This is a genomic window from Ruegeria sp. AF5, from assembly GCF_056541905.1.
In genome coordinates, this window is record NZ_JBQFYZ010000007.1 from 84,763 (window position 1) to 106,689 (window position 21,927).

The 21,927-nt window shown below is 58.1% G+C and carries 25 protein-coding genes; 12 read left to right on the forward strand and 13 right to left on the reverse strand.

Features of this window, described 5'->3' with window-relative positions; translation table 11 throughout:
• Positions 1-48 precede the first annotated feature (48 nt).
• Both dgcA and ACR0DS_RS11970 read left to right on the forward strand, forming a co-directional pair.
• On the forward strand, positions 49-1,014 hold the full coding sequence (dgcA, locus tag ACR0DS_RS11965) for an N-acetyl-D-Glu racemase DgcA (protein WP_480483812.1): 966 nt from the start codon (positions 49-51) through the stop codon (positions 1,012-1,014).
• A gap of 10 nt (positions 1,015-1,024) precedes the next feature.
• On the forward strand, positions 1,025-1,885 hold the full coding sequence (locus ACR0DS_RS11970; RefSeq protein ID WP_480559591.1) for a D-amino-acid transaminase: 861 nt from the start codon (positions 1,025-1,027) through the stop codon (positions 1,883-1,885).
• Positions 1,886-1,928: 43 nt separating this feature from the next.
• Here ACR0DS_RS11970 and ACR0DS_RS11975 read toward each other — a convergent pair whose 3' ends face one another.
• The 3 genes from ACR0DS_RS11975 to ACR0DS_RS11985 all read right to left on the reverse strand — a co-directional run bounded on the left by ACR0DS_RS11975 (position 1,929) and on the right by ACR0DS_RS11985 (position 3,395).
• Positions 1,929-2,243, reverse strand: a complete 315-nt coding sequence (locus ACR0DS_RS11975) for a DUF1244 domain-containing protein (protein WP_480559593.1) — start codon at positions 2,241-2,243, stop codon at positions 1,929-1,931.
• A gap of 88 nt (positions 2,244-2,331) precedes the next feature.
• The gene (locus tag ACR0DS_RS11980; protein ID WP_480559595.1) at positions 2,332-2,571 is read right to left on the reverse strand and encodes a DUF6868 family protein; all 240 of its coding nucleotides are present in this window, start codon (positions 2,569-2,571) and stop codon (positions 2,332-2,334) included.
• Between the two features lie 86 nt (positions 2,572-2,657).
• A complete protein-coding gene (locus ACR0DS_RS11985; protein ID WP_480559597.1) occupies positions 2,658-3,395 on the reverse strand; it encodes an N-formylglutamate amidohydrolase in 738 nt (245 codons plus the stop codon).
• Between the two features lie 143 nt (positions 3,396-3,538).
• Between ACR0DS_RS11985 and pyk the strand changes: the two genes are divergently transcribed.
• Entirely contained in the window at positions 3,539-4,984 is a 1,446-nt protein-coding gene (pyk, locus tag ACR0DS_RS11990) for a pyruvate kinase (protein WP_480559599.1), read from the forward strand.
• A 32-nt stretch (positions 4,985-5,016) separates the two neighbouring features.
• Here pyk and ACR0DS_RS11995 read toward each other — a convergent pair whose 3' ends face one another.
• Positions 5,017-5,523 carry a winged helix-turn-helix transcriptional regulator gene (locus ACR0DS_RS11995; protein WP_480519514.1) on the reverse strand — a complete coding sequence of 169 codons (507 nt, stop codon included), beginning with the start codon at positions 5,521-5,523 and terminating at the stop codon, positions 5,017-5,019.
• A gap of 136 nt (positions 5,524-5,659) precedes the next feature.
• On the opposite strand from ACR0DS_RS11995, the gene ACR0DS_RS12000 reads away from it, so the two are divergent.
• The 6 genes from ACR0DS_RS12000 (at position 5,660) to ACR0DS_RS12025 (ending at position 9,794) form a co-directional block, all read left to right on the forward strand.
• Complete coding sequence (locus ACR0DS_RS12000; RefSeq protein ID WP_480473950.1) at positions 5,660-6,097, forward strand: universal stress protein; 438 nt, start codon at positions 5,660-5,662, stop codon at positions 6,095-6,097.
• A 13-nt stretch (positions 6,098-6,110) separates the two neighbouring features.
• Positions 6,111-7,661: an alanine/glycine:cation symporter family protein gene (locus tag ACR0DS_RS12005; RefSeq protein WP_480559601.1), complete on the forward strand. Its 1,551-nt coding sequence runs from the start codon at positions 6,111-6,113 to the stop codon at positions 7,659-7,661.
• A gap of 183 nt (positions 7,662-7,844) precedes the next feature.
• Complete coding sequence (gene rpmI, locus ACR0DS_RS12010) at positions 7,845-8,045, forward strand: 50S ribosomal protein L35 (RefSeq protein WP_010443552.1); 201 nt, start codon at positions 7,845-7,847, stop codon at positions 8,043-8,045.
• Positions 8,046-8,060: 15 nt separating this feature from the next.
• Positions 8,061-8,426 carry a 50S ribosomal protein L20 gene (rplT, locus tag ACR0DS_RS12015; protein WP_039523695.1) on the forward strand — a complete coding sequence of 122 codons (366 nt, stop codon included), beginning with the start codon at positions 8,061-8,063 and terminating at the stop codon, positions 8,424-8,426.
• A gap of 224 nt (positions 8,427-8,650) precedes the next feature.
• Positions 8,651-9,199, forward strand: a complete 549-nt coding sequence (locus ACR0DS_RS12020) for a YeeE/YedE thiosulfate transporter family protein (protein ID WP_480559603.1) — start codon at positions 8,651-8,653, stop codon at positions 9,197-9,199.
• A 4-nt stretch (positions 9,200-9,203) separates the two neighbouring features.
• A complete protein-coding gene (locus ACR0DS_RS12025) occupies positions 9,204-9,794 on the forward strand; it encodes a YeeE/YedE thiosulfate transporter family protein (protein ID WP_480483805.1) in 591 nt (196 codons plus the stop codon).
• Positions 9,795-9,887: 93 nt separating this feature from the next.
• On the opposite strand, the gene ACR0DS_RS12030 is transcribed toward ACR0DS_RS12025, so the two are convergent.
• Positions 9,888-11,279, reverse strand: a complete 1,392-nt coding sequence (locus tag ACR0DS_RS12030) for an aminotransferase family protein (RefSeq protein ID WP_480559605.1) — start codon at positions 11,277-11,279, stop codon at positions 9,888-9,890.
• A 221-nt stretch (positions 11,280-11,500) separates the two neighbouring features.
• On the opposite strand from ACR0DS_RS12030, the gene ACR0DS_RS12035 reads away from it, so the two are divergent.
• The gene (locus ACR0DS_RS12035) at positions 11,501-13,129 is read left to right on the forward strand and encodes an acyl-CoA synthetase (RefSeq protein ID WP_480559607.1); all 1,629 of its coding nucleotides are present in this window, start codon (positions 11,501-11,503) and stop codon (positions 13,127-13,129) included.
• Here ACR0DS_RS12035 and ACR0DS_RS12040 read toward each other — a convergent pair.
• From ACR0DS_RS12040 to hmgA, 8 genes are all read right to left on the reverse strand, one after another.
• A complete protein-coding gene (locus ACR0DS_RS12040) occupies positions 13,126-13,461 on the reverse strand; it encodes a DOPA 4,5-dioxygenase family protein (RefSeq protein ID WP_480559609.1) in 336 nt (111 codons plus the stop codon). The two genes, ACR0DS_RS12035 and ACR0DS_RS12040, sit on opposite strands and share 4 nt — an antisense overlap.
• Before the next feature lie 86 nt (positions 13,462-13,547).
• The gene (gene maiA, locus ACR0DS_RS12045; RefSeq protein ID WP_480559611.1) at positions 13,548-14,186 is read right to left on the reverse strand and encodes a maleylacetoacetate isomerase; all 639 of its coding nucleotides are present in this window, start codon (positions 14,184-14,186) and stop codon (positions 13,548-13,550) included.
• 11 nt (positions 14,187-14,197) lie between these two features.
• Positions 14,198-14,395 carry a DUF2783 domain-containing protein gene (locus tag ACR0DS_RS12050; RefSeq protein WP_209506076.1) on the reverse strand — a complete coding sequence of 66 codons (198 nt, stop codon included), beginning with the start codon at positions 14,393-14,395 and terminating at the stop codon, positions 14,198-14,200.
• A 5-nt stretch (positions 14,396-14,400) separates the two neighbouring features.
• Positions 14,401-16,011 carry an FAD-dependent oxidoreductase gene (locus tag ACR0DS_RS12055; protein ID WP_480483801.1) on the reverse strand — a complete coding sequence of 537 codons (1,611 nt, stop codon included), beginning with the start codon at positions 16,009-16,011 and terminating at the stop codon, positions 14,401-14,403.
• Between the two features lie 134 nt (positions 16,012-16,145).
• Positions 16,146-17,096, reverse strand: coding sequence for an MBL fold metallo-hydrolase (locus ACR0DS_RS12060; RefSeq protein ID WP_480559613.1), 951 nt, complete (start codon positions 17,094-17,096; stop codon positions 16,146-16,148).
• Between the two features lie 87 nt (positions 17,097-17,183).
• Complete coding sequence (gene fahA, locus ACR0DS_RS12065) at positions 17,184-18,440, reverse strand: fumarylacetoacetase (protein ID WP_480483799.1); 1,257 nt, start codon at positions 18,438-18,440, stop codon at positions 17,184-17,186.
• Between the two features lie 44 nt (positions 18,441-18,484).
• Complete coding sequence (locus ACR0DS_RS12070) at positions 18,485-18,613, reverse strand: hypothetical protein (RefSeq protein WP_480492720.1); 129 nt, start codon at positions 18,611-18,613, stop codon at positions 18,485-18,487.
• 42 nt (positions 18,614-18,655) lie between these two features.
• On the reverse strand, positions 18,656-20,011 hold the full coding sequence (hmgA, locus tag ACR0DS_RS12075) for a homogentisate 1,2-dioxygenase (RefSeq protein WP_480559615.1): 1,356 nt from the start codon (positions 20,009-20,011) through the stop codon (positions 18,656-18,658).
• 57 nt (positions 20,012-20,068) lie between these two features.
• On the opposite strand from hmgA, the gene ACR0DS_RS12080 reads away from it, so the two are divergent.
• Together ACR0DS_RS12080 and ACR0DS_RS12085 are read left to right on the forward strand one after the other, a co-directional pair.
• The gene (locus ACR0DS_RS12080) at positions 20,069-20,521 is read left to right on the forward strand and encodes a MarR family winged helix-turn-helix transcriptional regulator (RefSeq protein ID WP_480559617.1); all 453 of its coding nucleotides are present in this window, start codon (positions 20,069-20,071) and stop codon (positions 20,519-20,521) included.
• Between the two features lie 60 nt (positions 20,522-20,581).
• Positions 20,582-21,832: an adenylate/guanylate cyclase domain-containing protein gene (locus tag ACR0DS_RS12085; protein ID WP_480616749.1), complete on the forward strand. Its 1,251-nt coding sequence runs from the start codon at positions 20,582-20,584 to the stop codon at positions 21,830-21,832.
• Positions 21,833-21,927 lie beyond the last annotated feature (95 nt).

Sequence of the window (21,927 nt, forward strand, 5' to 3'; positions counted from 1 at the left end):
GTTTCGCCTCCGGCGTGAGTATTTGGGAAAAGATGAAGGAACGGGTGCGTGCAGATTGAGGTTTCTCGCGATGTGTTCCGGCTGGCGCAGGTCTTCACCATCTCGCGCGGGTCGCGGACCGAAGCAAAGGTGCTGACGGTTCGGGTGTCGGACGGAACTCATCAGGGCTGGGGCGAATGCGTTCCTTATGCGCGTTATGACGAAACGCTGGAGTCCGTAGAGGCCGAGATTGCCGGTCTGCCCGCGGATGTCAACCGCCGGTCGCTGATGGGTCTGCTGCCAGCAGGTGCCGCGCGAAACGCCGTGGATTGCGCCTTGTGGGATCTGGAGTGCAAACGAACCGGCAAACGCGCCTGGGACCTGGCAGGTCTGCCCAAGCCCGGCCCCGAGATCACCGCCTATACATTGTCGCTGGACACCCCCGAGGCAATGCAGGCGCAGGCCGCCGGGAACGCGCATCGCCCGCTTCTGAAGATCAAGCTGGGCACGCCCGATGATATGCCCCGACTTGAGGCAGTGCGAGCAGGGGCGCCGAACTCCAAGATCATTGTGGATGCAAACGAAGGCTGGTCGGCCGAGGTTTACGCCGACCTCGCCCCGCATCTGGTGCGGCTGGGCGTGGCGTTGGTGGAACAGCCCTTGCCCGCAGGAGATGACGACGCATTGATCGGGATGAAGCGCCCGGTGCCAGTCTGTGCTGACGAGTCCTGCCATGACCGCGCCAGCCTGCCCAAGTTGAAGGGCAAATATGATGTCATCAACATCAAGCTCGACAAGACCGGGGGCCTGACCGAGGCGCTGGAGTTGCGCAAAGCGGCGATTGCCGAAGGCTATGACATTATGGTGGGATGCATGGTCGGCAGCTCGCTAGCCATGGCACCTGCGACATTGCTGGCACAGGGTGCGATGGTAACGGACCTTGACGGCCCGCTTCTGTTGGCCGAAGACCGCGACACCCCGCTGGATTTTGACGACGCCGGAGTGCACCCGCCTGCGGCCGCACTTTGGGGTTGAGGAGACGAACATGACCCGCACCGTTTACGTAAATGGCGAATATCTGCCGGAGACCGAGGCCAAGGTTTCCATTTTTGACCGTGGCTTCCTGTTTGCGGACGCGGTCTACGAAGTCACCAGTGTGCTGGACGGCAAGCTGATCGACTTCGAAGGTCACTCAGTCCGTCTGAAGCGCTCGCTGAACGAGCTGGAGATGGCCGAGCCCTGCACCAAGGATGAACTGTTGGAAATCCACCGTAAGCTGATTGAGCTGAACGGTATCGAGGAAGGTTTGGTCTATCTGCAGGTTTCGCGCGGCAGCGATGGCGACCGGGATTTTGTGTTTCCGTCGGCAGATACCCAGCCCAGCCTCGTTCTGTTCACGCAGAACAAGCCGGGGCTGGCTGACAGCCCGGCGGCAAGGAAAGGCGCCAAGATCATCTCGATCGAAGACATCCGCTGGGGCCGCCGCGACATCAAAACGGTGCAATTGCTCTACCCGTCGATGGGCAAGATGATGGCCAAGAAGGCAGGTTGCGACGACGCATGGCTGGTCGAGGACGGCTTTGTGACCGAGGGCACCAGCAACAACGCCTATTTCGTCAAAAACGGCAAGATTGTCACCCGCCCGCTGTCCAACGATATCCTGCACGGCATCACCCGAAAGGCCGTGCTGCGCATGGCGGCTGAGGCGCAGATGGAAATCGAAGAGCGTCTGTTCACCATCGACGAAGCCAAAGAGGCGGACGAAGCATTCACCACCTCGGCCAGTGCCTTTGTAATGCCGGTGGTTGAAATCGACGGAGTTGCGCTGGGTGACGGTACGCCGGGGCCGATTGCAAAACGCTTGCGCGAGATTTATCTGGACGAAAGCCGCAAGGCGGCGATCTAAAGAAAAAGGCCCGCCAATCTGGCGGGCCTTTTTCGTATTGGGCCTAGCCCTTTTTCGTTACATTCTCTTCAAACGCGACCTTGAAGGCGGCCTGTTTTTCAGCGCTGGCCTCGGTTTGATAATTGGCTTTCCATTTATCCATGGTCATGCCGTAGAAAAGTTCTCGGGCCTCGTCCTTGCCCATCTCGATGCCTTTTTCATTGGCCGCTTCCTGATACCAGCGCGACAGGCAGTTTCGACAGAACCCGGCTAGATTCATCATGTCTATGTTCTGCACATCGGTGCGGTCTTCCATCAGGTGCTTTTGCAGCCGACGAAAGGCGGCAGCCTGAAGTTCGATTTCGGTTTGCTTGTCCATCTTGTGGCTCCGGAAGGCAGTGTGTGTTGCGTCTGACCTAACAATCCTGCCGTGTCGTTACAACTACGGCGCTTTTGGTCAGCGCTACCTACATCAGTTTCAAGGCCAGCCAGGGCACGATGCAAGAGATCAGTGTCAGGATCTTGTAGTTGGCAAGGTATCTGAAATAGGCACGTTTCACGTCGGCGCGATCCACCTGAAACATCCTGCCGTGAATGCCAGCGATCCAGTCCTGCAAAAGCAGAATCATGACGGTGGTGAACAGCAAAACCGCGATATTAAGCGCGGCCATCCAACCGAAAAACGTTGTCAGAAACTCATGTGTCATGACGATCCCCTTTCCCGCATTATATGGGGATCAGGGGTTTTGCTCACAATGGCGTGATGGGTGGAACGTCCCTGCAAACCTTGCGGTCAAAGGTTGCTGGCGTCCAGCGCTTCTTGCAGGATTACCGCCAACCGCTCGGCCCAATGCCGTTGTCCGGCATGATCGGCGATCAGGTCGTTGCGCAGCTCGATCAATGCATTGGGACGGCCAAAAGCGGTGCAGTGTTTGTCAATCGCATCACCCGGCAAAACGCCGGTATAGGGTTCATTGACACCAACGCACAGGTCATCTTCCTGTTGCAGCCGTTCGATCAAAGGACGCGAGAACCGCTCGTCCGGGGTGTGCAATACGCCAATGTGCCATGGTCGGGGGTCACGTCCACGCAACTGGCGCGTGAAGGAGTGCATCGACACAATTACCGCATGTGGCAGTGCCGCCAACTCGGCCAACGCTGTGTGGTAGGGGCGATAACACATGTTCAGGCGGCGTTCGCGCTCGGCGGCATCGGCGTGGCGGTTGCCGGGAATGATCGACCCGTCATACAGTTTCATCAACAGCGTGGGGTCATCTTCCCCTCGGTTCGGGTCGATTACAAGGCGCGAGAAATTGGCGGCAATCACTGGCGCGTTCAGAATCTCGCCCAGATGTTTTGATACCTCATACGCGCCGACATCATAGGCGATATGGCGCTCCATATCCTCGCGCGGCAGGCCAAGGTCTCCGTCATTGACCTCGGGGGGGACGATGTTGGTTGCGTGGTCGCATGTGATCAGCCATCGGGACGGGCGATCCGCGCCGTGAACAAAAAACGGGGTGTAAGTCATAAGCCTGTCATCTAGTTTGTCGCAGGTGTAGGGCAGTTGCTTTAAAAAGGGAATTGCGCAATAAGCGCCACAGCAGTGTTTGCGGTAACATTTTGCAAAAGCTGATCTGCGCAATCTGAACCGGCATGAGGAGGTCAAGACCAATGCGACGCCTGAGGAATGTAAAAATCGTGGCGACGCTGGGACCGGCGTCCAGTGACTATGACACCATTCGCGCCCTGCACGAGGCCGGGGCGGATGTGTTCCGTCTGAACATGAGCCACGGCAGCCATGACGAGATACGTGAACGCCACAAGATTATTCGGCAGGTTGAAAAGGATCTGGACAGCCCGATTGCCATTCTGGCTGACCTTCAGGGTCCCAAGCTGCGGGTTGGTGTTTTTGCAAATGATGCGGAGGAACTGGAAGAGGGCGCGGCGTTCCGTCTGGACCTTGATCCGGCTCCCGGCGACACCGCCCGCGTGTGCCTGCCGCACCCCGAGATTTTCGCGGCCCTTGAACCGGGCGCGCGCCTTCTGGTCAATGACGGCAAGATCCGTCTGATCGTTCAAGATTGTGGTCAGGACTTTGCCAATTGCACAGTTGAGGTCGGCGGTACGATCTCGAACCGCAAGGGTGTGAACGTCCCGGATGTGGTGCTGCCGCTGGCGGCCTTGTCGGAGAAGGACCGCGGTGACCTTGAGTTTGTCTGCCAATTGGGCGTTGACTGGCTGGCGCTGAGTTTCGTGCAACGCGCCAAGGATGTGTTCGAGGCCCGCGCGCTGGCTGATGGACGCGCCGCGATCCTGTCGAAGATCGAAAAGCCGGCGGCGGTCGAGGCGTTCGACGACATCCTAGATGCGTCGGACGGGATCATGGTGGCGCGGGGCGATTTGGGTGTGGAACTGCCGGTATCTGCGGTGCCGCCCATTCAAAAGAGGCTGGTCCGCAAGTGCCGTAGTGCCGCCAAGCCAGTCATTGTCGCCACCCAGATGCTGGAAAGCATGATCGAAAGCCCGATGCCCACCCGCGCCGAAGTGTCGGATGTGGCCACCGCGATCTATGAGGGCACTGACGCCATTATGCTCAGCGCGGAATCGGCGGCAGGTGCTTATCCGGTTGAGGCCGTGCAGACCATGAATAAGGTCGCCATCGAGGTCGAGGCCGACCCGACCTATTCCCAGATTATCGCCGCGTCCCGCACGGCAAAAGGAAGCACTGTGGCCGATGCCATCGTCGCGGCCGCCCGAGAGATTGCTGAAAAGACCGATATCAAGGCCATCTGCTGCTTTACGCAAAGCGGAACCACCGCCTCATTGACAGCCCGTGAACGTCCCGGTGTTCCGATCATTGCGATGACATCGCTGATGGGAACTGCGCGCAGGCTTTGCCTGAGCTGGGGCTGCAATTGCGTCATGACGCCCGAACTCCAGCGGTTCAAAAGCGCCGTGGTCAACGCGGCCCGCGCGGCGCGGGCAGGGGGGTTTGCAACCGAAACCGATCAGATCGTGGTTACGGCCGGTGTCCCCTTCAACGTACCGGGCACGACTAACATTCTGCGCGTGGCCCCGTGTGATGAACGGCTGATCTACAGCACGGATCCGGAATAACCGAACCCCGACACTCGGGCCCGAGTGTCATGTCAGCCAACCGGCTCTTTTACAATCTCCATAACTGTAAAAGAGCTGGTCTGATGTATCCCCGGTAGCTTGTTGATCTTCTCGCCCAGAACCAGCCGGAAATGTGCAATATCGCGCGTTCGAACGGTCAAGAGATAATCAAACGATCCCGCCACCATCAGGCAGCTTTCGATTTCCGACACATTCCGAACAGCCTCATTGAATTTCACAAGGGATTGTTCCGCAGTTGCGACCAGGGATACCTGCACCACGGTCAGCAGCGCCAGCCCCATCCTTTCCTTGTCGACGACGGCTCTGTACCCTTTGATATAACCATTCTTCTCAAGTCGTTTTACACGCTCGGAACAGGGCGTATTGGTAAGGTTTACGCGCGCCGCCAACTCAACTATCGAGAGCCGGCCATTGGCCTCCAGCTCGTACAGGATGCGTTGATCGATATTGTCTAAATCTCTGCTAATCAGTAAAATTCCCTGTATTTTTGGCGCAATTCGATAAATTACACTGAAAATGGCCCAAAAAAATCTCCAATTCCTAGTGAAATTTCCTAATACTTACCAAAGGGCGGTCTTGTTGAAAAGTTCCAAGTTCCGGCCGCCCTGCCGGGGGCGTGGGCCCCGGCCTTAACAACAAAAACGGAGGAACGAAATGACAACAAAGATTGTCATAGGACTCGACGGGACTGAAACCGGCGAGCGTGCGATTGCCTTTGCCAAGGATTTGGCAAAGCTGATCGGAACGTGCGATTTGCTGGTCGCTTATGTGATCGAATGGTCACCTTACACATTCCAGACACCTGAAGAAAACGCCCAGCGCCACAAGCGCCGCGAAGAAGAGGTTGATCTGGCGTTGTCGCGTGTCGTGACACCAGCCGTAGAGGCCCTCAGGGCAGCGGGTTTCGAGGCGCAGGGCATTGTGCGCCATGGCGATGTGGCGGAAACGCTGAACGCCATCACTGTCGAAAACGGAGGCTCGCAAATCGTCGTGGGCCGGGCATCTGCGGACGGGATCAAGAAACGCCTGTTCGGCAGTTCGACGCAATATCTGGTGATGCATGCCGACGTTCCGGTTACGGTCGTGAACTGAGGGGAGGGCTAAAATGAGAACGCTAAAAACACTTGGCGCCGTAACGGCCGCCACCATTGCCGCCAGCCCTGCCCTTGCGCAAGAGGCGCCGGGACTGGACGAAAAAATCAATCAGGCCTTTGCAAACCTGACCGGGCCGTTTGTCAGCTTCATATTTGCACCGCTGCCCGGAACCAGCTTTCCGTGGATCGTTATGTGGCTGGTCATCGCTGCATCGGTTTTCACGCTGTATTTCGCGCTTGTGCAGTTGCGGTTTTTTGGTCACGCGATCAGCCTTGTCAAAGGTGACTATTCCGATCCCAACGACGCGGGCGAGGTCAGCCACTTTCAGGCATTGGCCACGGCGCTGTCCGGCACTGTGGGCCTGGGGAACATCGCGGGCGTGGCCGTTGCCATTGGCATCGGTGGGCCAGGCGCAACCTTCTGGATGATCCTTGCGGGTCTTCTGGGCATGGCATCGAAGTTCACCGAATGTACGCTGGGCGTGAAATACCGCAATGAATACGAAGACGGCACCGTTTCAGGTGGCCCGATGTATTACATGTCCAAGGGCTTCGACGAGCTGGGTCTGCCCGGTGGTAAGATCCTGGCGGTGCTGTTCTCGATCTTCTGTATTCTGGGCGCGTTGGGCGGCGGGAACATGTTCCAGGCTAACCAGGCGCATCAGCAGATCGCCGGTATCGTTGGCGACTATCCGGGCTGGATTACCGGTATTGTTTTTGCCGCGGTCGTGTTCATGGTCATTGTTGGCGGTCTGAAATCCATCGCTCGGGTGACTGAAAAGGTCGTGCCGTTCATGGGTGTGCTGTATGTCGCCACCGCACTGGTCATCATCGCGATGAATGCGGACATGATCGGCTGGGCCTTTGGTCAGATCTTTGCCGGTGCCTTCACGGGGCTGGGCGTAGCAGGGGGCATGGTCGGCGCGCTGATCCAGGGCTTCAAGCGCGCGGCATTCTCGAACGAGGCGGGCGTTGGCTCGGCGGCGATTGCGCACTCGGCGGTTCGGACCAAGGAACCGATCACCGAGGGTTTTGTATCGCTGCTTGAACCGTTCATCGATACCGTCGTGATCTGTACCATGACGGCACTGGTGATCATCATCACGCAACAGCTGATCATCGACCCTCAAACCGGCAACTACATGCTGAACGAGGCGGGTTCCGCCATCGCAACAGTGGATGGCAATTCCGGCGTCAGCCTGACCTCTGCCGCCTTTGCCAGCGCGTTCAGCTGGTTCCCGTACATCCTTGCGATCGCGGTGATCCTGTTTGCCTTCTCGACAATGATCAGCTGGTCCTACTATGGCCTGAAGGCCTGGACCTACCTGTTCGGAGAAGGTCACACAAAAGAGCTGATCTTCAAGATCATCTTCTGCGTCTTCGTGGTGATCGGTGCTGCAGCCAACCTCGGTCCGGTTATCGACTTCTCGGATGCGGCGATCTTTGCGATGGCGGTTGTGAACGTCTTTGCCCTCTACTTCCTGATGAAAGTGGTGCGGCAGGAACTGGCGTCCTACTCCGCAAGGCTGAAGAGCGGTGAAATCCGCAAATTTGAACACTAAGTCCAATCACCGGGGCGGCTTTTGTCGCCCCGGTGCCTGACCAGCCTGCAAAAAGCATAGATTCTGGTCCAAACCCCCTTGCCAGTATGACCGAACTTGCGTAAACGGCGCTTCTGATCGCGTGACCGGCCGAGATGGCATGCCGAGTCGCGTCTGAAACCGAACCCGGAAAAGGAGACGGAAATGCCTAAGATGAAGACCAAATCAAGCGCCAAGAAGCGCTTCAAGGTGACTGCGACCGGTAAGGTCCTTGCTGGCCAGGCCGGCAAACGGCACGGCATGATCAAGCGGACCAAGAAATTCATCCGCGATGCCCGTGGCAACACCACCCTGTCCGCCCCCGACGCAAAGATCGTCAAGGGCTACATGCCCTACGACCGCTAAGAGGAGATGTAAGAGATGTCCCGCGTTAAAGGTGGAACCGTAACTCACGCCCGTCACAAGAAGATCATCAAGGCCGCAAAAGGCTATTATGGTCGTCGCAAGAGCAACTTCAAAGTCGCAACTCAGGCCGTCGACAAGGCCAACCAGTACGCGACCCGTGACCGCAAGAACCGCAAGCGCAACTTCCGCGCGCTGTGGATCCAGCGGATCAACGCTGCTGTGCGCAGCCATGACGAGGCTCTGACATATTCCCGCTTCATCAACGGTCTGAACCTGGCCGGTATCGAAGTGGACCGCAAAGTTCTGGCCGACCTGGCCGTGCACGAACCGGAAGCGTTCGGCGCGATCGTCGCCAAAGCTCAGGCTGCTCTGGCTGCCTGAACCTCTGAAAAGAGACAGTGAAAGAAAGGCCGTCCCCTTGGGGCGGTCTTTTTTGTTGCAACATGCGGCGCATTCCAGGCGCTTCTTGGATCAGGACATCCACCCCTTCTGCATTGGGATGACGCCAACCAGTTTCAGGCATGACCGGTTTGATCTAGATCATGTAACAATCCCCGGATCACATTATATATGATTTTATGAATATAAGTGAGAAGGGTGAAATCATGACACTAAACTGGAAAGTTGGAGGTGTTCTGCTAGGGCTCGTGTTCTTCGGGGCAGTTCTTCTGGTGAAGCCGATCGGTGTTTCGACCCAATTCGTCATCCTTGACGGAATTATCGCGGACACCGTCAATTCAGAATTCGTGACGCAGACGGATGACGGTTACAGTTCAACCAACGCATACATGGCGAAATCCAATGGTAAATACGCCAAATACGTATCCAATCCGTTGAATTACAGCTTTGTTTTCGTTTTGGCTATGGCCGCGGGGGCGTTCTTGTCGGTCAAGGCGCGCGGCGGTCTGGAACGCGGCGAGGGCAAGCTGCCCATGATCTGGCGCGAAAACTATGGCGACACGCCCTGGGCCCGAAACCTGGTCGCGCTATTGGGCGGCTTTGTCGTCCTCTATGGGGCCAGGTTGGCGGGTGGGTGCACATCCGGTCACATGATGTCCGGTATGATGCAGACAGCCCTGTCAGGCTATATCTTTGCAGCCGGAGCATTTGCAGCGGCAATTCCTACGGCAATGCTGATCTACCGGAAAGGATAAGGCGATGGAAATCATTCTTGCGATCATCATTGGCGCCGCTTTCGGAGCCGTACTTGACCGGATTGGCGCAGCGAATCCAAATTGGATTGTGGGCATGCTGACACTGCGTCGACTCCAGCTGATGAAAACGATCCTTCTGGCAATCGGAACCGGTTCGATCCTCATGTTCGGCGGGCAGATGCTGGGGTTTGTGGATGTCGGCCATATGTCGGTGAAATCGGCCTATGTCGGTGTCTTCATTGGCGGATTGTTACTGGGTGCGGGCTGGGCTGCATCGGGCTACTGTCCGGGAACAGGGGTCTGCGCCGCTGCGTCCGGTCGCCGTGACGCCTTGTTCTTCATCGTCGGTGGTTTGTTGGGTGCTGCGGCCTATATGGCGACATATCCGGCCTGGAAGGCCACGGGTCTGCTCGATGGAATTGCTGGCGGCAAAGTCACCCTGGGTACAGTTCCGGGATCCGCTTACGAGGGTGTTTTGTTAATGTCCGGCGATATTCTCGGTATCGCACTGGGTGCCGTCTTTGTTCTGGTTGCTTTCGTTCTTCCGGACAGCCTGATCGCAACCGGTGAAAAGGTTGGTGTTGCGGCCGAATAATCACGGCTGAACGTACACATTCACGACCAGCATCCCGACAAAAAAACCGGCGCAACACGCGCCGGTTTCTTTTTTTTAGGGATATCGGTGATCTTACCCGAACACACGCCCCAGCGCGCCGTCAACCGCGTCGGTGATCTGGTCGATGTCATCGGCCGTAGCAATCAGCGCAGGCGAGAAGCACAGCGTGTTGTTGCGACCGGGGATCGAGCGGTTGGTGACGCCGATGATCACGCCCTGTGCCATACAGTCGGCAGTAACGGCCTGCGCCAGTTTCTCGTCCACCGGCTCTTTGGTGCCACGATCCACAACCAGTTCGGCCCCCAGGAACAGGCCTTTGCCGCGCACATCGCCGATGACCTTGTGCTTGGCCATCAGCGCCAGAAGGTTGTTCGTCATACGCGCGCCCATGTCCGTGCAGTTCTGCAACAGGTTTTCATCCTGAATGATGCGCATGTTCTCGATGGCCGCTGCCGGACCAGCGGTGCACCCACCAAAGGTCGAGATATCGCGGAAATAGTTCATCGGGTCCGCGGCATCGTCTTTGAACAAGTCAAAGACTTCCTCGGTGGTAACCATGCAGGCAATCGCGGCATAACCCGATGCAACGCCCTTGGCCATGGTCACGAAATCGGGCTTGATACCGTATTGCTGGTACCCGAACCACGTGCCGGTGCGGCCCACGCCACAGACAACCTCGTCGATATGAAGCAGCACGTCGTATTTCTTGCAGATCTCCTGCACGCGCTGCCAGTATCCTTCAGGCGCTTCGATTACACCACCACCCGCTGTTACAGGCTCAAGGCACAGCGCACCTACGGTATCGGGGCCTTCGCGCAGGATGACGGCTTCAATCTGATCTGCGGCCCATTCGCCGAAATTCTCTTCGGGTGCGCCGTCCAGCTCGTGTTTGCGATATTCCATGCAATGCGGCACGCGCACGAAATCAGGTGCAAAGGGGCCGTATTGCGCCGTGCGCTCGTCCTGACCGCCTGCCGACATGGTCGCCAGCGTAGAGCCGTGATAGTCCCGATCACGGTACAGGATCTTGGTTTTCTTGCCGCCGTATTTTTTGTGCGCGATCTGGCGCACCATCTTGAACGCCTTCTCGTTCGCTTCGGAACCTGAATTGGTGTAATAGACGCGGCTCATGCCCGGCATCTTGTCGATCAGTTGCTCGGCAAACAGCGCACCCGGGATCGAACCGGCCGAATTGGCGAAATAGCACAGCTTCATCAGCTGGTCGTAAACCGCCTTGCAGATCGATTCGCGGCCATAGCCGACATTGACGGTCCAGACGCCGCCAGAAACCGCATCCAGATGCTCTTTGCCTTTCTGGTCCCAGACACGCATACCCTTGCCCTCGACAATGATGCGTGGGTCATTGGTTTCAAAGGGTTTATGCTGGATCAGATGGTGCCAGATATGGGCGCGGTCAGCCTCGACTACGCGGGAAAGATCGTTTTCGTTGAACGTGCCGTCCATGACATGTCCTTTCAGTGAGGAAGCGGTGCGCGGGATATGGGAATACCACATCCCAGCATGTGTTTAAGATGCTTCAGATCACCGCGAAAGCCCTGCTGTAGATAGGGCCAGATCGTATCATCCCGTATTGCCAGTCGGTTTTGCCGCCGTATTTCTACGGGTTTGTCAGAACGCGAACTTTGTGCTCAATTCGCCCAAACTGCGTTTCGGGAGGACAGCGGATGGCAGCGACACATATCTACGAGCGTCATTTGGACAAATGCCGGGCAAATTACACACCTCTGTCGCCCCTTACGTTCATTGAACGGACGGCGCAGGTCTACCCGGATTATCCATCCGTGGTTTATGGGGATCGCCGGTATTCCTGGGCTGAAACCTATGCCCGTTGCCGGCGTCTGGCGAGTGCGTTGACAGCGCGTGGGATTGGACGGGGTGACACAGTGTCGATTATCGCGGCCAACATCCCGGAAATGTACGAGGCGCATTTTGGCGTGCCCATGACGGGCGCTGTTCTGAACGCAATCAACACGCGGCTGGATGCACCGATTGTCGCATTCATCCTGAACCATGCCGAAGCCAAGGCGCTGCTGGTCGACCCCGAGTTTTCGGATGTGGTGAAAGATGCACTGCAACAGGTCGATCATGACATTCTGGTCATCGATATCGAAGACCCCACCTTCGACGGCGGTGAAAAGATGGGCCGCCTGACCTATGATGCCCTGCTGGCCGAAGGCGACCCAGCGTTTGACTGGTCACTGCCAGCGGACGAATGGGACGCGATCACATTGAATTATACCTCGGGCACCACGGGCAACCCCAAGGGCGTGGTTTACCACCATCGCGGCGCGACCCTGAATGCGCAGTCCGATTTGCTGGACTGGGATATGCCCAAGCATTCGGTCTATTTGTGGACCCTGCCGATGTTCCACTGCAACGGCTGGTGCTTCCCGTGGGCCATGGCAGCCAATGCAGGTGTTTCCGTTTGCTTGCGCGCGGTGCGGGCCGAACCGATCTATGCTGCTTTCCGGGACGAGAAAGTGACCCATTTCTGCGGTGCGCCGATCGTTCTGAACATGCTGGCCCACGCTCCGGATGAGTTGAAGGACTTTGACCACCAGATCAAAGTGATGACGGCAGGTGCCCCGCCGCCTGCGGCCGTGATCGAAGCGATGGAGGCGATGGGTGTCGAGGTCACGCATGTCTATGGCCTGACCGAAACCTATGGGCCTTCGGTTGTCTGCGCATGGAAAGAAGAATGGAACAGCAAAGGGCCTGAAGACCGCGCGGCCCTCAAGGTGCGGCAAGGGGTGCGCTATACCGCGTTGTCCGGACTGATGGTGGCCGACCCGGAAACGCTGGAACCGGTTCCGGCTGATGGCGAAACCATGGGTGAGATATTCATGCAGGGCAACGTGGTGATGAAAGGCTACCTCAAGAATCCCGACGCTACCGACAAGGCCTTTCACGGTGGCTGGTTCGCGTCCGGTGATCTGGGTGTCATGCACCCCGATGGCTATATCGCGCTCAAGGACCGTTCAAAGGACATCATCATCTCGGGCGGCGAAAATATCTCATCTGTCGAGGTCGAAGGCATCCTCTACAAGCATCCGGCGGTGATGGAGGCTGCCGTGGTGGCCCGTCCCGATGAGAAATGGGGCGAAACGCCCTGCGCCTTTGTCGAGTTGAAACCCGGCGCAGCCGCAACCGAGGCAGAGCTTATCGCCTTCTGTCGCGACCACATGGCCCACTTCAAGGCACCCAAAACGGTGGTGTTCGGCACCCTGCCCAAGACATCAACCGGCAAGGTGCAGAAATTTGTTCTGCGGGATCAGGCACGGGCGCTGGGTTAAAGGTTGTCGAAGATCGACAGGTCCAACGCCAGCATCTCACCCATCCAGATCGCGCGGTCGCGGTGATCCTCCAGATGTTCACCGGTTTCCGGGTGCGTGAAGACCGTCAGACCCTGCCGGTTCAGCATCAGCCATGGGATGACCTGATCGAACGCCCCAGCGGCAAAGCCCAGCTGGCAGCTCCAGCGAGGATGGGGGCCGACGTTTCGGGCGTGCATCCGGCCCATTTGAACAGGGAACAGGCGGGCCGCCTCATCACAGACCTGTCGCGCGGTGTCCTGCGTGTCGGCATCGAAATAGATATGGGCGTGATAGCCGGTGATCTCGGGCATAGAAACCTCATCTGCTTTGTTGGCTCAAAGCTAAGGCTCAAAACGATAAAAACCTAGCTGCACATGCAAACAGGGTCTGTGCAGGTTTAGTGCGGCGCATGTGCGTCGGGATGCGCCGCGACAAAGGCGGGGTGATCGGCGCAGGCCTCTTCAACCCGCAGCAGGCGGGGCATATCCGACAGATCAACCTGCCACCGGCGCGCGTTATAGATCTGCGGGATCAGGCAGAGGTCGGCGAGACCGGGCTTTGACCCAACACAGTAGGGGGCCTGTTCGAAATCCCCCAGCATGGTTTCAAACGCCTGCAACCCGGGTTTGATGAAATGCCGCATCCAGTCGCCGGGCATGTCGGGGGCATTATGGCTTAGGGTCGTAGCATAGCGCGCAACCGACAGGTTGCAGACTGGGTGGATGTCGACCGCAATCGCATAAGCCAGTGCCTGAACACGCGCACGTTCCGCCGGATCATCAGGCAGAAGGTTCAACTGCCGGGTCCGGTCCAGATAGTCGAGGATGGCAAGCGATTGCGTCAGCCGTAGCCCGTCAATATCCAGAACCGGCACAAAGCCCTGTGGGTTTCGCGCGATATGTTCATCGCCCTTTTGTGCGCCGCCCACCAGATCGACAACAACCGGGCGATACGCGATCCCGGCCAGATTCAGGGCGATCCGCACCCGGTAACTGGCCGAGGACCGCCAATAGTCATAAAGGACGACGTCGCTCACGCCCGGGCCTGTCAACTGTCAGTCAAAGCGGCAGCGCGAAGGGCGTCCGTCAGAACCGTACTGTCACCGATGTGGTTGGCCAGCACCAGCACCAGCCGCGCATTCAGCGCGTCGCTGTCTGCTTTTTCCAGGCCTTCATGCGCGGCCAGAAGTTCGGCATAGAAGTCATCGGCGTTTTTGATGTTCGGGGTTAGGATCAGGTCTGACATGGGGCTTACTCCTTACCGCAGGCTCTGCGGATCGCGTGCCGGAAGGTGTTTTCTTCGTAACTGTCACGCCGGGCCGCCACATGCTGGTCCGGGCGGATCAGGTAGACCGCGCTGGTCGCGTCACCCAGATAGCGGCGTTTGAGGGCCAGCGTCATATCATCCTTGACCGACAGCGCCAGTCGCGTGACCTCGATCCCATCTTCTTCCAGGGTATCTGGGGCGTCTGCATCGATAGTCAAAAGCGTGAACTTGCCTGCAAGCTTGGGCAGCAGAAACTCGTCACCAAGCGGAGCGTCTGGACAGGCCGAACCCGGGCGCGTTCCGGCGGGGCCGTTCAGCGCGTCCGCAGAATTCAGCGAAGATCCATCATAGGTGCAGGGCTGGCTCAGGCGGCCAGAATTCACCAGCGGGCGCGCGAAGTCATAATGCTCGCTCAGGTCCAGTACCGCATCGCGCAGGATCCGCGACATCTCGGATTTCGGGGTGATGAAATCGGTCGACCGGCTGGAATTCAGGATGTTCTCGTCCGCCCCGTACACGCGTTCGGCGTTGTAGCTGTCCAGCAGAGTTTCAGGTGCTTTCCCGTCCAGAACCAGCTTCAGTTTCCAACACAGGTTGTCGGTGTCCTGAAGGCCGGAATTGGCCCCACGCGCGCCAAAGGGGCTGACCTGATGCGCGCTGTCGCCCGCAAACAGGACACGTCCCTTGCGGAAGCTTTCCATGCGACGGCACTGGAACGTATAGATCGAGACCCATTCCAGCTGAAACTCGACATCATCGCCCAGCATCGCCTTGAGGCGGGGGATCACGTTCTCGGGGCGCTTTTCGCGTTCCTTGTCGATGTCCCAACCCAGTTGCAGGTCGATGCGCCACACATTGTCGGGCTGTTTGTGCAACAACGCGGATTGCCCGCGATTGAACGGCGGATCGAACCAGAACCAGCGTTCAGACGGAAAATCCGCATCCATGATCACGTCTGCAATCAGGAAGTTGTCTTCAAATATCCGTCCTTCGAAATCAATGCCCAACATCCGCCGGGCAGGGGATGTCGCGCCATCACAGGCAATCAGCCAATCGGCTTCGATTGTGTAAGGTCCTTCTGGTGTCTCGACCTCCAGCCGCACGTGATCGTCATGCGTGCCAATCGCCTCGACCTTGTTGCGTCCGCGTATCTCAATCGGTGCGCCTTCTGCCTGCAACTCGCGGACCCGTTCAACGAAATAGTTCTCAAAATGGTATTGCTGAAGGTTGATGAAGGCAGGGTTGGCATAACCTTCATCCGGTTGCAGGTTGAAGTCATAGACCTGCCGATCATCGAAGAAGACCTTGCCCCGGTCCCACAGGACGCCCTTGTCGACCAGTCGGCGCCCGCATCCCAGCCGGTCGGCAATTTCCAGCGTGCGTTGCGAGAAACAGATGGCGCGGCTGCCGAAACTGACCTTGTCATTCTCGTCCAGAACCACGACGTCAACCCCTTGCTGCGCCAGATCAATCGCGGCGGCCAGACCAACCGGGCCCGCGCCGATCACGATAACCTTGCGCCGAACTGGCGTCGGGCTGTCCTGATCCGGACTGCGTTCATAGCCGTAAAGCGGAGTTTCAAAGATCTTGTTCATGGGCTTCCCCCCAAGCAGATGCGCCAAAGTGCTGCATGTCCTGTGCCCCGGCAACATGTGCCGAAGCCTTTGGCATATGGTTTCATTGAATCCCGCCGCCTAAAACGATCTGGATCAAACTGGGTCGTTTTTCCTTACCCCTGCAGGGCCTCCCACATCGCAAGATCGCGCTGTGCGGTCCAGATGCGGGGTGTGTCGATGCCACGGGCTTCGTCGTAGGCGCGGGCGACGTTGAACGGCAGGCAGTGTTCGTAGATCGCGTAACTGGCGAATTTCGGGTCACATTCGGCGCGGACTGCATCCCATGCCTCTTTCAGGCTGCCACCGCGCGCCGCAACCCTGGCTGCCGGGCGGTAGGTGCTTTCGACGAAATCGCGAGTGTTTTCGATGGCGGCATTGACCATGTCCTTGCCAACCAGCGCATCGCCGCGTCCCGGTGCGATGGCGTCGACATCGAACCACTTGATCTCGTCCAGCGTGTCGCCCCAGTCGTTGAAATGCCCGTCACCGCAATAGCAGGCCGAGTGATATTCGACGATGTCGCCGGTGAACATCACGTTCTGGTCTGGCACGTGGATGACGATATCACCGGCGGTATGGGCGCGCCCCAGATGCATCAGGTCGATCCGGCGATTGCCCAGATAAACGGTCATCGTGTCGCTGAATGTGGTGGTGGGCCAGGTCAGGCCAGGAATGCTTTCATGCCCTTCGAACAGGCGCGGGAAGCGTTGGAATTCGCTGTCCCAGTCTTCCTGACCGCGTTCCACCACCATGGCGCGGGCCATGTCAGACATCAGGATCTGTTGCGCGCCAAAAGCGCTGGCACCCAAAACCCGCACTGCGTGGTAATGGGTCAGCGCCACATGGGTGATCGGCTTGTCGGTCACAGACCGCACGCATTCGATCACCTTGTTGGCCAGGCGCGGGGTCGCCTGCGCCTCGACGATCATCACGCTGTCATCGCCGATGATCACGCCCGAGTTCGGGTCACCCTCGGCGGTGAAAGCATAGAGCCCTTCGCCCACCTCGGTGAACGAGATTTTCTTTTCCGACATGTCCCCCTGGGACGCGAATGCTTTGGCCATCTTGGTTTTGTCCTTTTGCGGTTGCGCGGAAGGCAGGGGTTGGATGCCTCCGGCGGGAGTATTTGGAAAAAGATGAAGCTCAGTGCGTCATCGTTCGAATGGGGAATTGAGTGCAGGCAGAACGGTGCCGGTACAGTCGCCGAACCCGATAGTATAGCCGTCGCCCCTGGCAGCGCCAGTCAGGGTCATCGTGTCGCCGTCTTCGATGAAGCTTCGGGTTTCACCTGTGTCCAGCGTCAGCGGCTCTTTCCCGCCCCAGCTGAGTTCCAGAAGTGATCCGCGTTCGGGCTTGGTTGGGCCGGATATGGTGCCTGACCCCAGCAGGTCGCCCGTGTTCATCGGGCATCCCGATGTGGTGTGGTGGGCCAGTTGTTGCGCGGCGGAATAGTACATCTGGTTGTAGTTGGTTCGCGCGATGGTCGTGGCGTCTTGGCCTTCGGGTGCCATGGAGACGGCCAAATCGATGTCATACAGCATCGGGCCGCAATCCTTGAGGTGGTCCAGCAGCGCGAACTCGCGGGCTGGCGTGTCACAGCGGAACGGCTCGAGTGCAGCCTTGGTCACGATCCAAGGGCTGATCGAGGTTGCGGTTGCCTTGGCCTGAAACGGGCCCAGCGGCTGGTATTCCCAGGCTTGTATATCACGTGCCGACCAGTCGTTCAGCAGAACGTAGCCGAAGATATGGTCGTCAGCTTCCTGCACGGTTATCGGGCCATCCGAGGGCGTGCCCACGATGGCGCCCATCTCCAACTCGATATCAAAGCGGCGGCAGGGCAGGAAGGCGGGCAGGTCCTGATCGGGGGATTTCAGCTGTCCCCACGGGCGGCGGATATCCGTGCCGGACACCACGACCGAGGACGCCCGTCCGTTATAGCCAATCGGAATGTGCAACCAGTTCGGCGGCAGCGCGTTTTCCGGGCCACGGAACATGGTGCCCACGTTGAAGGCATGGTTTCGCCCGGCGTAGAAATCGGTGTATTCGCTGACCGCGAAGGGCAAGTGCATCTGGGCTTCGGCCTGCGGTACAAGCAGCGGTTCGATCTTGCTTTGCTCGTCCGAGCCCTCGGCCAGAATGCTGATCAGCCGCTCACGCAGGGCCGCCCAGACGGCGGGGCCTTCCTCCATCAAAGGGTTCCAGAACGGCAGATCGAACAGCGGCTCATCGCTTAGGGTGATTAACCCCTCGGCTTCGGCGGCGGTAACGTCGAGGATCATGTCACCGATGGCCACGCCGCAGCGCGGATCATTGCCTTCGGTCGAGAAGACACCGTAAGGCAGGTTGTTCAGTGGAAACGGATGCGCCGCGTCATTGGCCGAGGCCACCCAGGACTTCATCAAAGGCATATTTTGCCCCTATTTTGCTATATTTGGTACGTGGTTCGAAACGATCATAACCCCGAATAGACAGGCGCCAAAGCCCACAGCGGGCGCAGTTGCAGCATGTCGACTGCCAGGGTCCCGTCTTTGTTTTCCGGTTGCGGCGACAAGACGTCTGCAACCGGAATGGGTATGTTCATCGCCGTCAGGACGGGTGCCGTCTGGCGAACCCGGTCTGAGGGTCATTTCTTGCCCGGTGTGCCGTCGAACTTCTTCTCAAGCGATGTCCAGCAGTCGATATAGTCGTCCTGCAGCGGTGCCTCATTGGCGGCAAACGGTGTCAGGTGCTGGGGGAACCGGGTTTCGAACATGAACGACATCGTCTGGTCCAGCTTTTCCGGCCCCAGATTGGAATAGGACGCCTTGTCAAAGGCTTCCCTGTCGGGGCCATGCGGGATCATCATGTTGTGCAGGCTGGTGCCACCGGGAACGAAGCCCTGCGGTTTCGCATCGTATTGACCGTAGATGTTGCCCATCAGCTCGGACATGATGTTCTTGTGATACCAGGGCGGGCGGAACGTATCCTCCATCACCATCCAGCGTTCGCGGAACAGGACAAAGTCGATATTTGCGGTGCCGGGCTGGCCAGAGGGTGCCGTCAGAACGGTAAAGATCGACGGGTCGGGATGGTCAAACAGGATCGCGCCAACCGGGCAATAGTTGCGCAGATCGTATTTGTAGGGTGCATAATTGCCGTGCCACGCCACCACATCCAACGGGCTGTGTCCGATTTTAGTGGTATGAAACTGGCCGCACCATTTGATCGTCACGGTCGACGGGGTTTCACGGTCCTCATAGGCAGCGACCGGAGCTTTGAAATCGCGCGGGTTGGCCATGCAGTTGGCCCCGATCGGACCGCGACCCGGCAGTTCGAATTTCTGGCCGTAATTCTCGCACACAAAGCCGCGTGCCGGGCCTTCCAGAACTTCAACCCGGTACAGCAGTCCACGCGGGATGATCGCGATTTCTTTGGGCTCAAGGTCAATGATTCCCAGTTCAGTCGCAAAGCGCAGGCGCCCTTCCTGTGGCACCACCAGCAACTCGGAATCAGCCGAGAAGAAATAGTCGTCGACCATGGATTCGGTGACCAGATAGATATGGCAGGCCATGCCAACCTGGGTGTTCACGTCCCCCGCCGTCGTCATGGTCCGCATCCCGGTCATCCAGTTCAGACCTTCATCGGAATGCGGCACCGGATCCCAACGATACTGGCCCAGGCTGATCACATCCGGGTCGATGCAGGGGGCCGATCTCCAATAGGGCAAGTCGATTTTTTCGTAACGGTGCGAATGCTTTACTGACGGGCGAATACGATAGCACCAGGTGCGTTCAGGCGGGTTGGCGGTAAAGGCCGTGCCGCTCAGCTGTTCACCGTAAAGTCCGTAGTTGCACCTTTGCGGGCTGTTCATTCCCTGCGGCAGCGCATCGGGCAGCGCCTCGGTTTCAAAGTCGTTGCCAAAGCCGGGCATGTAACCGGCATGGGTACCAACAGGCGTCGCTGCTTGCGTCAATGAATGCGGATCCGTCGAACGGTTCATTACGTATTCCTCCGTTTGCTGCTTGTCGGTTAATAGTTGATTTTGTAACTAACAAGCATGACAAATGACGAATCTGAAAAAAATGATGACTTTTTCCTGCAGAATTTTCTGCCGTTCCTGCTGAACCAGGCGGCCGAGCGCGCCTCGTTGGAATTTCAGGCTGTCTACAAGGGGCGATACGGAATGCTGAGAACTGAATGGCGAGTGCTGTTCCATCTGGGGCTGTTTGGCGAAATGACCGCCAAGGAAATTGGTGAACGGGCCAGAATGCACAAGACCAAGATCAGCCGTGCAGTTGCCAAGCTCGAGGAGCGCCGATACCTGAAACGCACACGGGACGAGGCTGATCGGCGGGCGGAATGGCTGACACTGACACCCGCCGGGCAAGCCGTGTATCGCGACTTGTACGGGGTGGCTGCAAGCTATGACGCAAGGCTGTCGGGTCTGTTCAGCGAAAAAGAAGCCGCCTTGCTGCGCCAGATGTTGCGACGGTTGGCAGGCGCGGATTGACCACTGGTAATTGGTGCCTGCCGTCCCCAGATGTGTGTCATGCTTGATACGGAATTTGAAATGACGTCATTTGAACCTGCCAAGGTATCCACACACACCCTGATCGACTGGTTGGTCCAAAAGGGGCTTGAGGGTGCCGGGCAGGAAGAGTTGCTGGAAGGGTTCTGCACCAGTCTGGTCGATATGGGCATTCCGCTGATGCGGTTTCATGCGGCGCAGTCGACCTTGCACCCGGTTTACGGCGGAACCGGATATAGCTGGTACAAAAGCACCGGCGTTGAATCCGAGAAGTTTGAAAACACAGATACGCCCAGCCCGATGTGGCAACAAAGCCCGCTCTATGCCTTGCTGAACGAGGATCTGGATGAAATCCGGGTCAAACTGGTCGACCAAAACGAACCCAGCCGATTTCCGTTGCTGAACGACCTGAGAGAGGTTGGGGCGACCGATTATTATGCCACCGGCATCTCGTATGAGGGGTCGGGAAAGATGCGCCCCGACGGTACTAAAAAGGTCAGTGATGGCGTTCTGATGTCCTGGGCCAGCGATGCACCGTCCGGGTTTGATGACAGCGATCTCAAGCACATTCACGCGGTGTTGCCGCATCTTGGGCTGGCGCTCAAATCCGCCAAGAACCAGAACCTGACCGAAGACCTGATGCGGGTCTATCTGGGTCGTGATGCCGGGCGCCGCGTCCTGTCGGGTGAGATTCGTCGCGGATCATTGCAGCAAATCGATGCGGTGATCTGGAATTTCGATCTGGAGGGGTTCACCAACCTGTCAGAAGACCTGCCGGGTCACGAGATCATCGACATGCTCAATGATTACCTGGCTGTGGCCGTGGGCGTTGTGCACGATAAGGGTGGGAATATCCTGAAATTCATGGGCGATGGGCTTATGGCCATGTTCGATGTCGGCGAAATCGACGAGGACGCCCGTGCCGCGCTCAGCGCGGTGCCCTTGCTGCAAGCCCGCATGGATGAATTGAACGCCCGACGTCAGGCGCAGGGGCTGCCGGTTGCGAATTTCACGCTGGCCCTGCATTCCGGCGAAATCCTGTATGGCAATATCGGGTCTGAAACACGGCTGGATTTCACGGTGATCGGCCCCGCCGTCAATCAGGCCGCTCGCATCGCGGGAATGCACCGGTCGCTGGGTCAGAGAATCCTGATCTCGGACGACGTCGCGGTCGCGGCACGCCCCTGCGCACAAGACCTCATCTCGGTCGGGCGCTACATGCTGCGCGGGGTGAACGAACCCAAAGAGCTGTTCACGGTATACAGTCCCGGCGGGCCATCAGATTCCAAGTGAAACCGAGGCTATTCTGTTCAGCGATTCCGAAACTGAAAGTCGTGAAGGAACACCTTTGTTTAGCTGGGTACGAGCGGCGGGTTGGAGCGAATGTT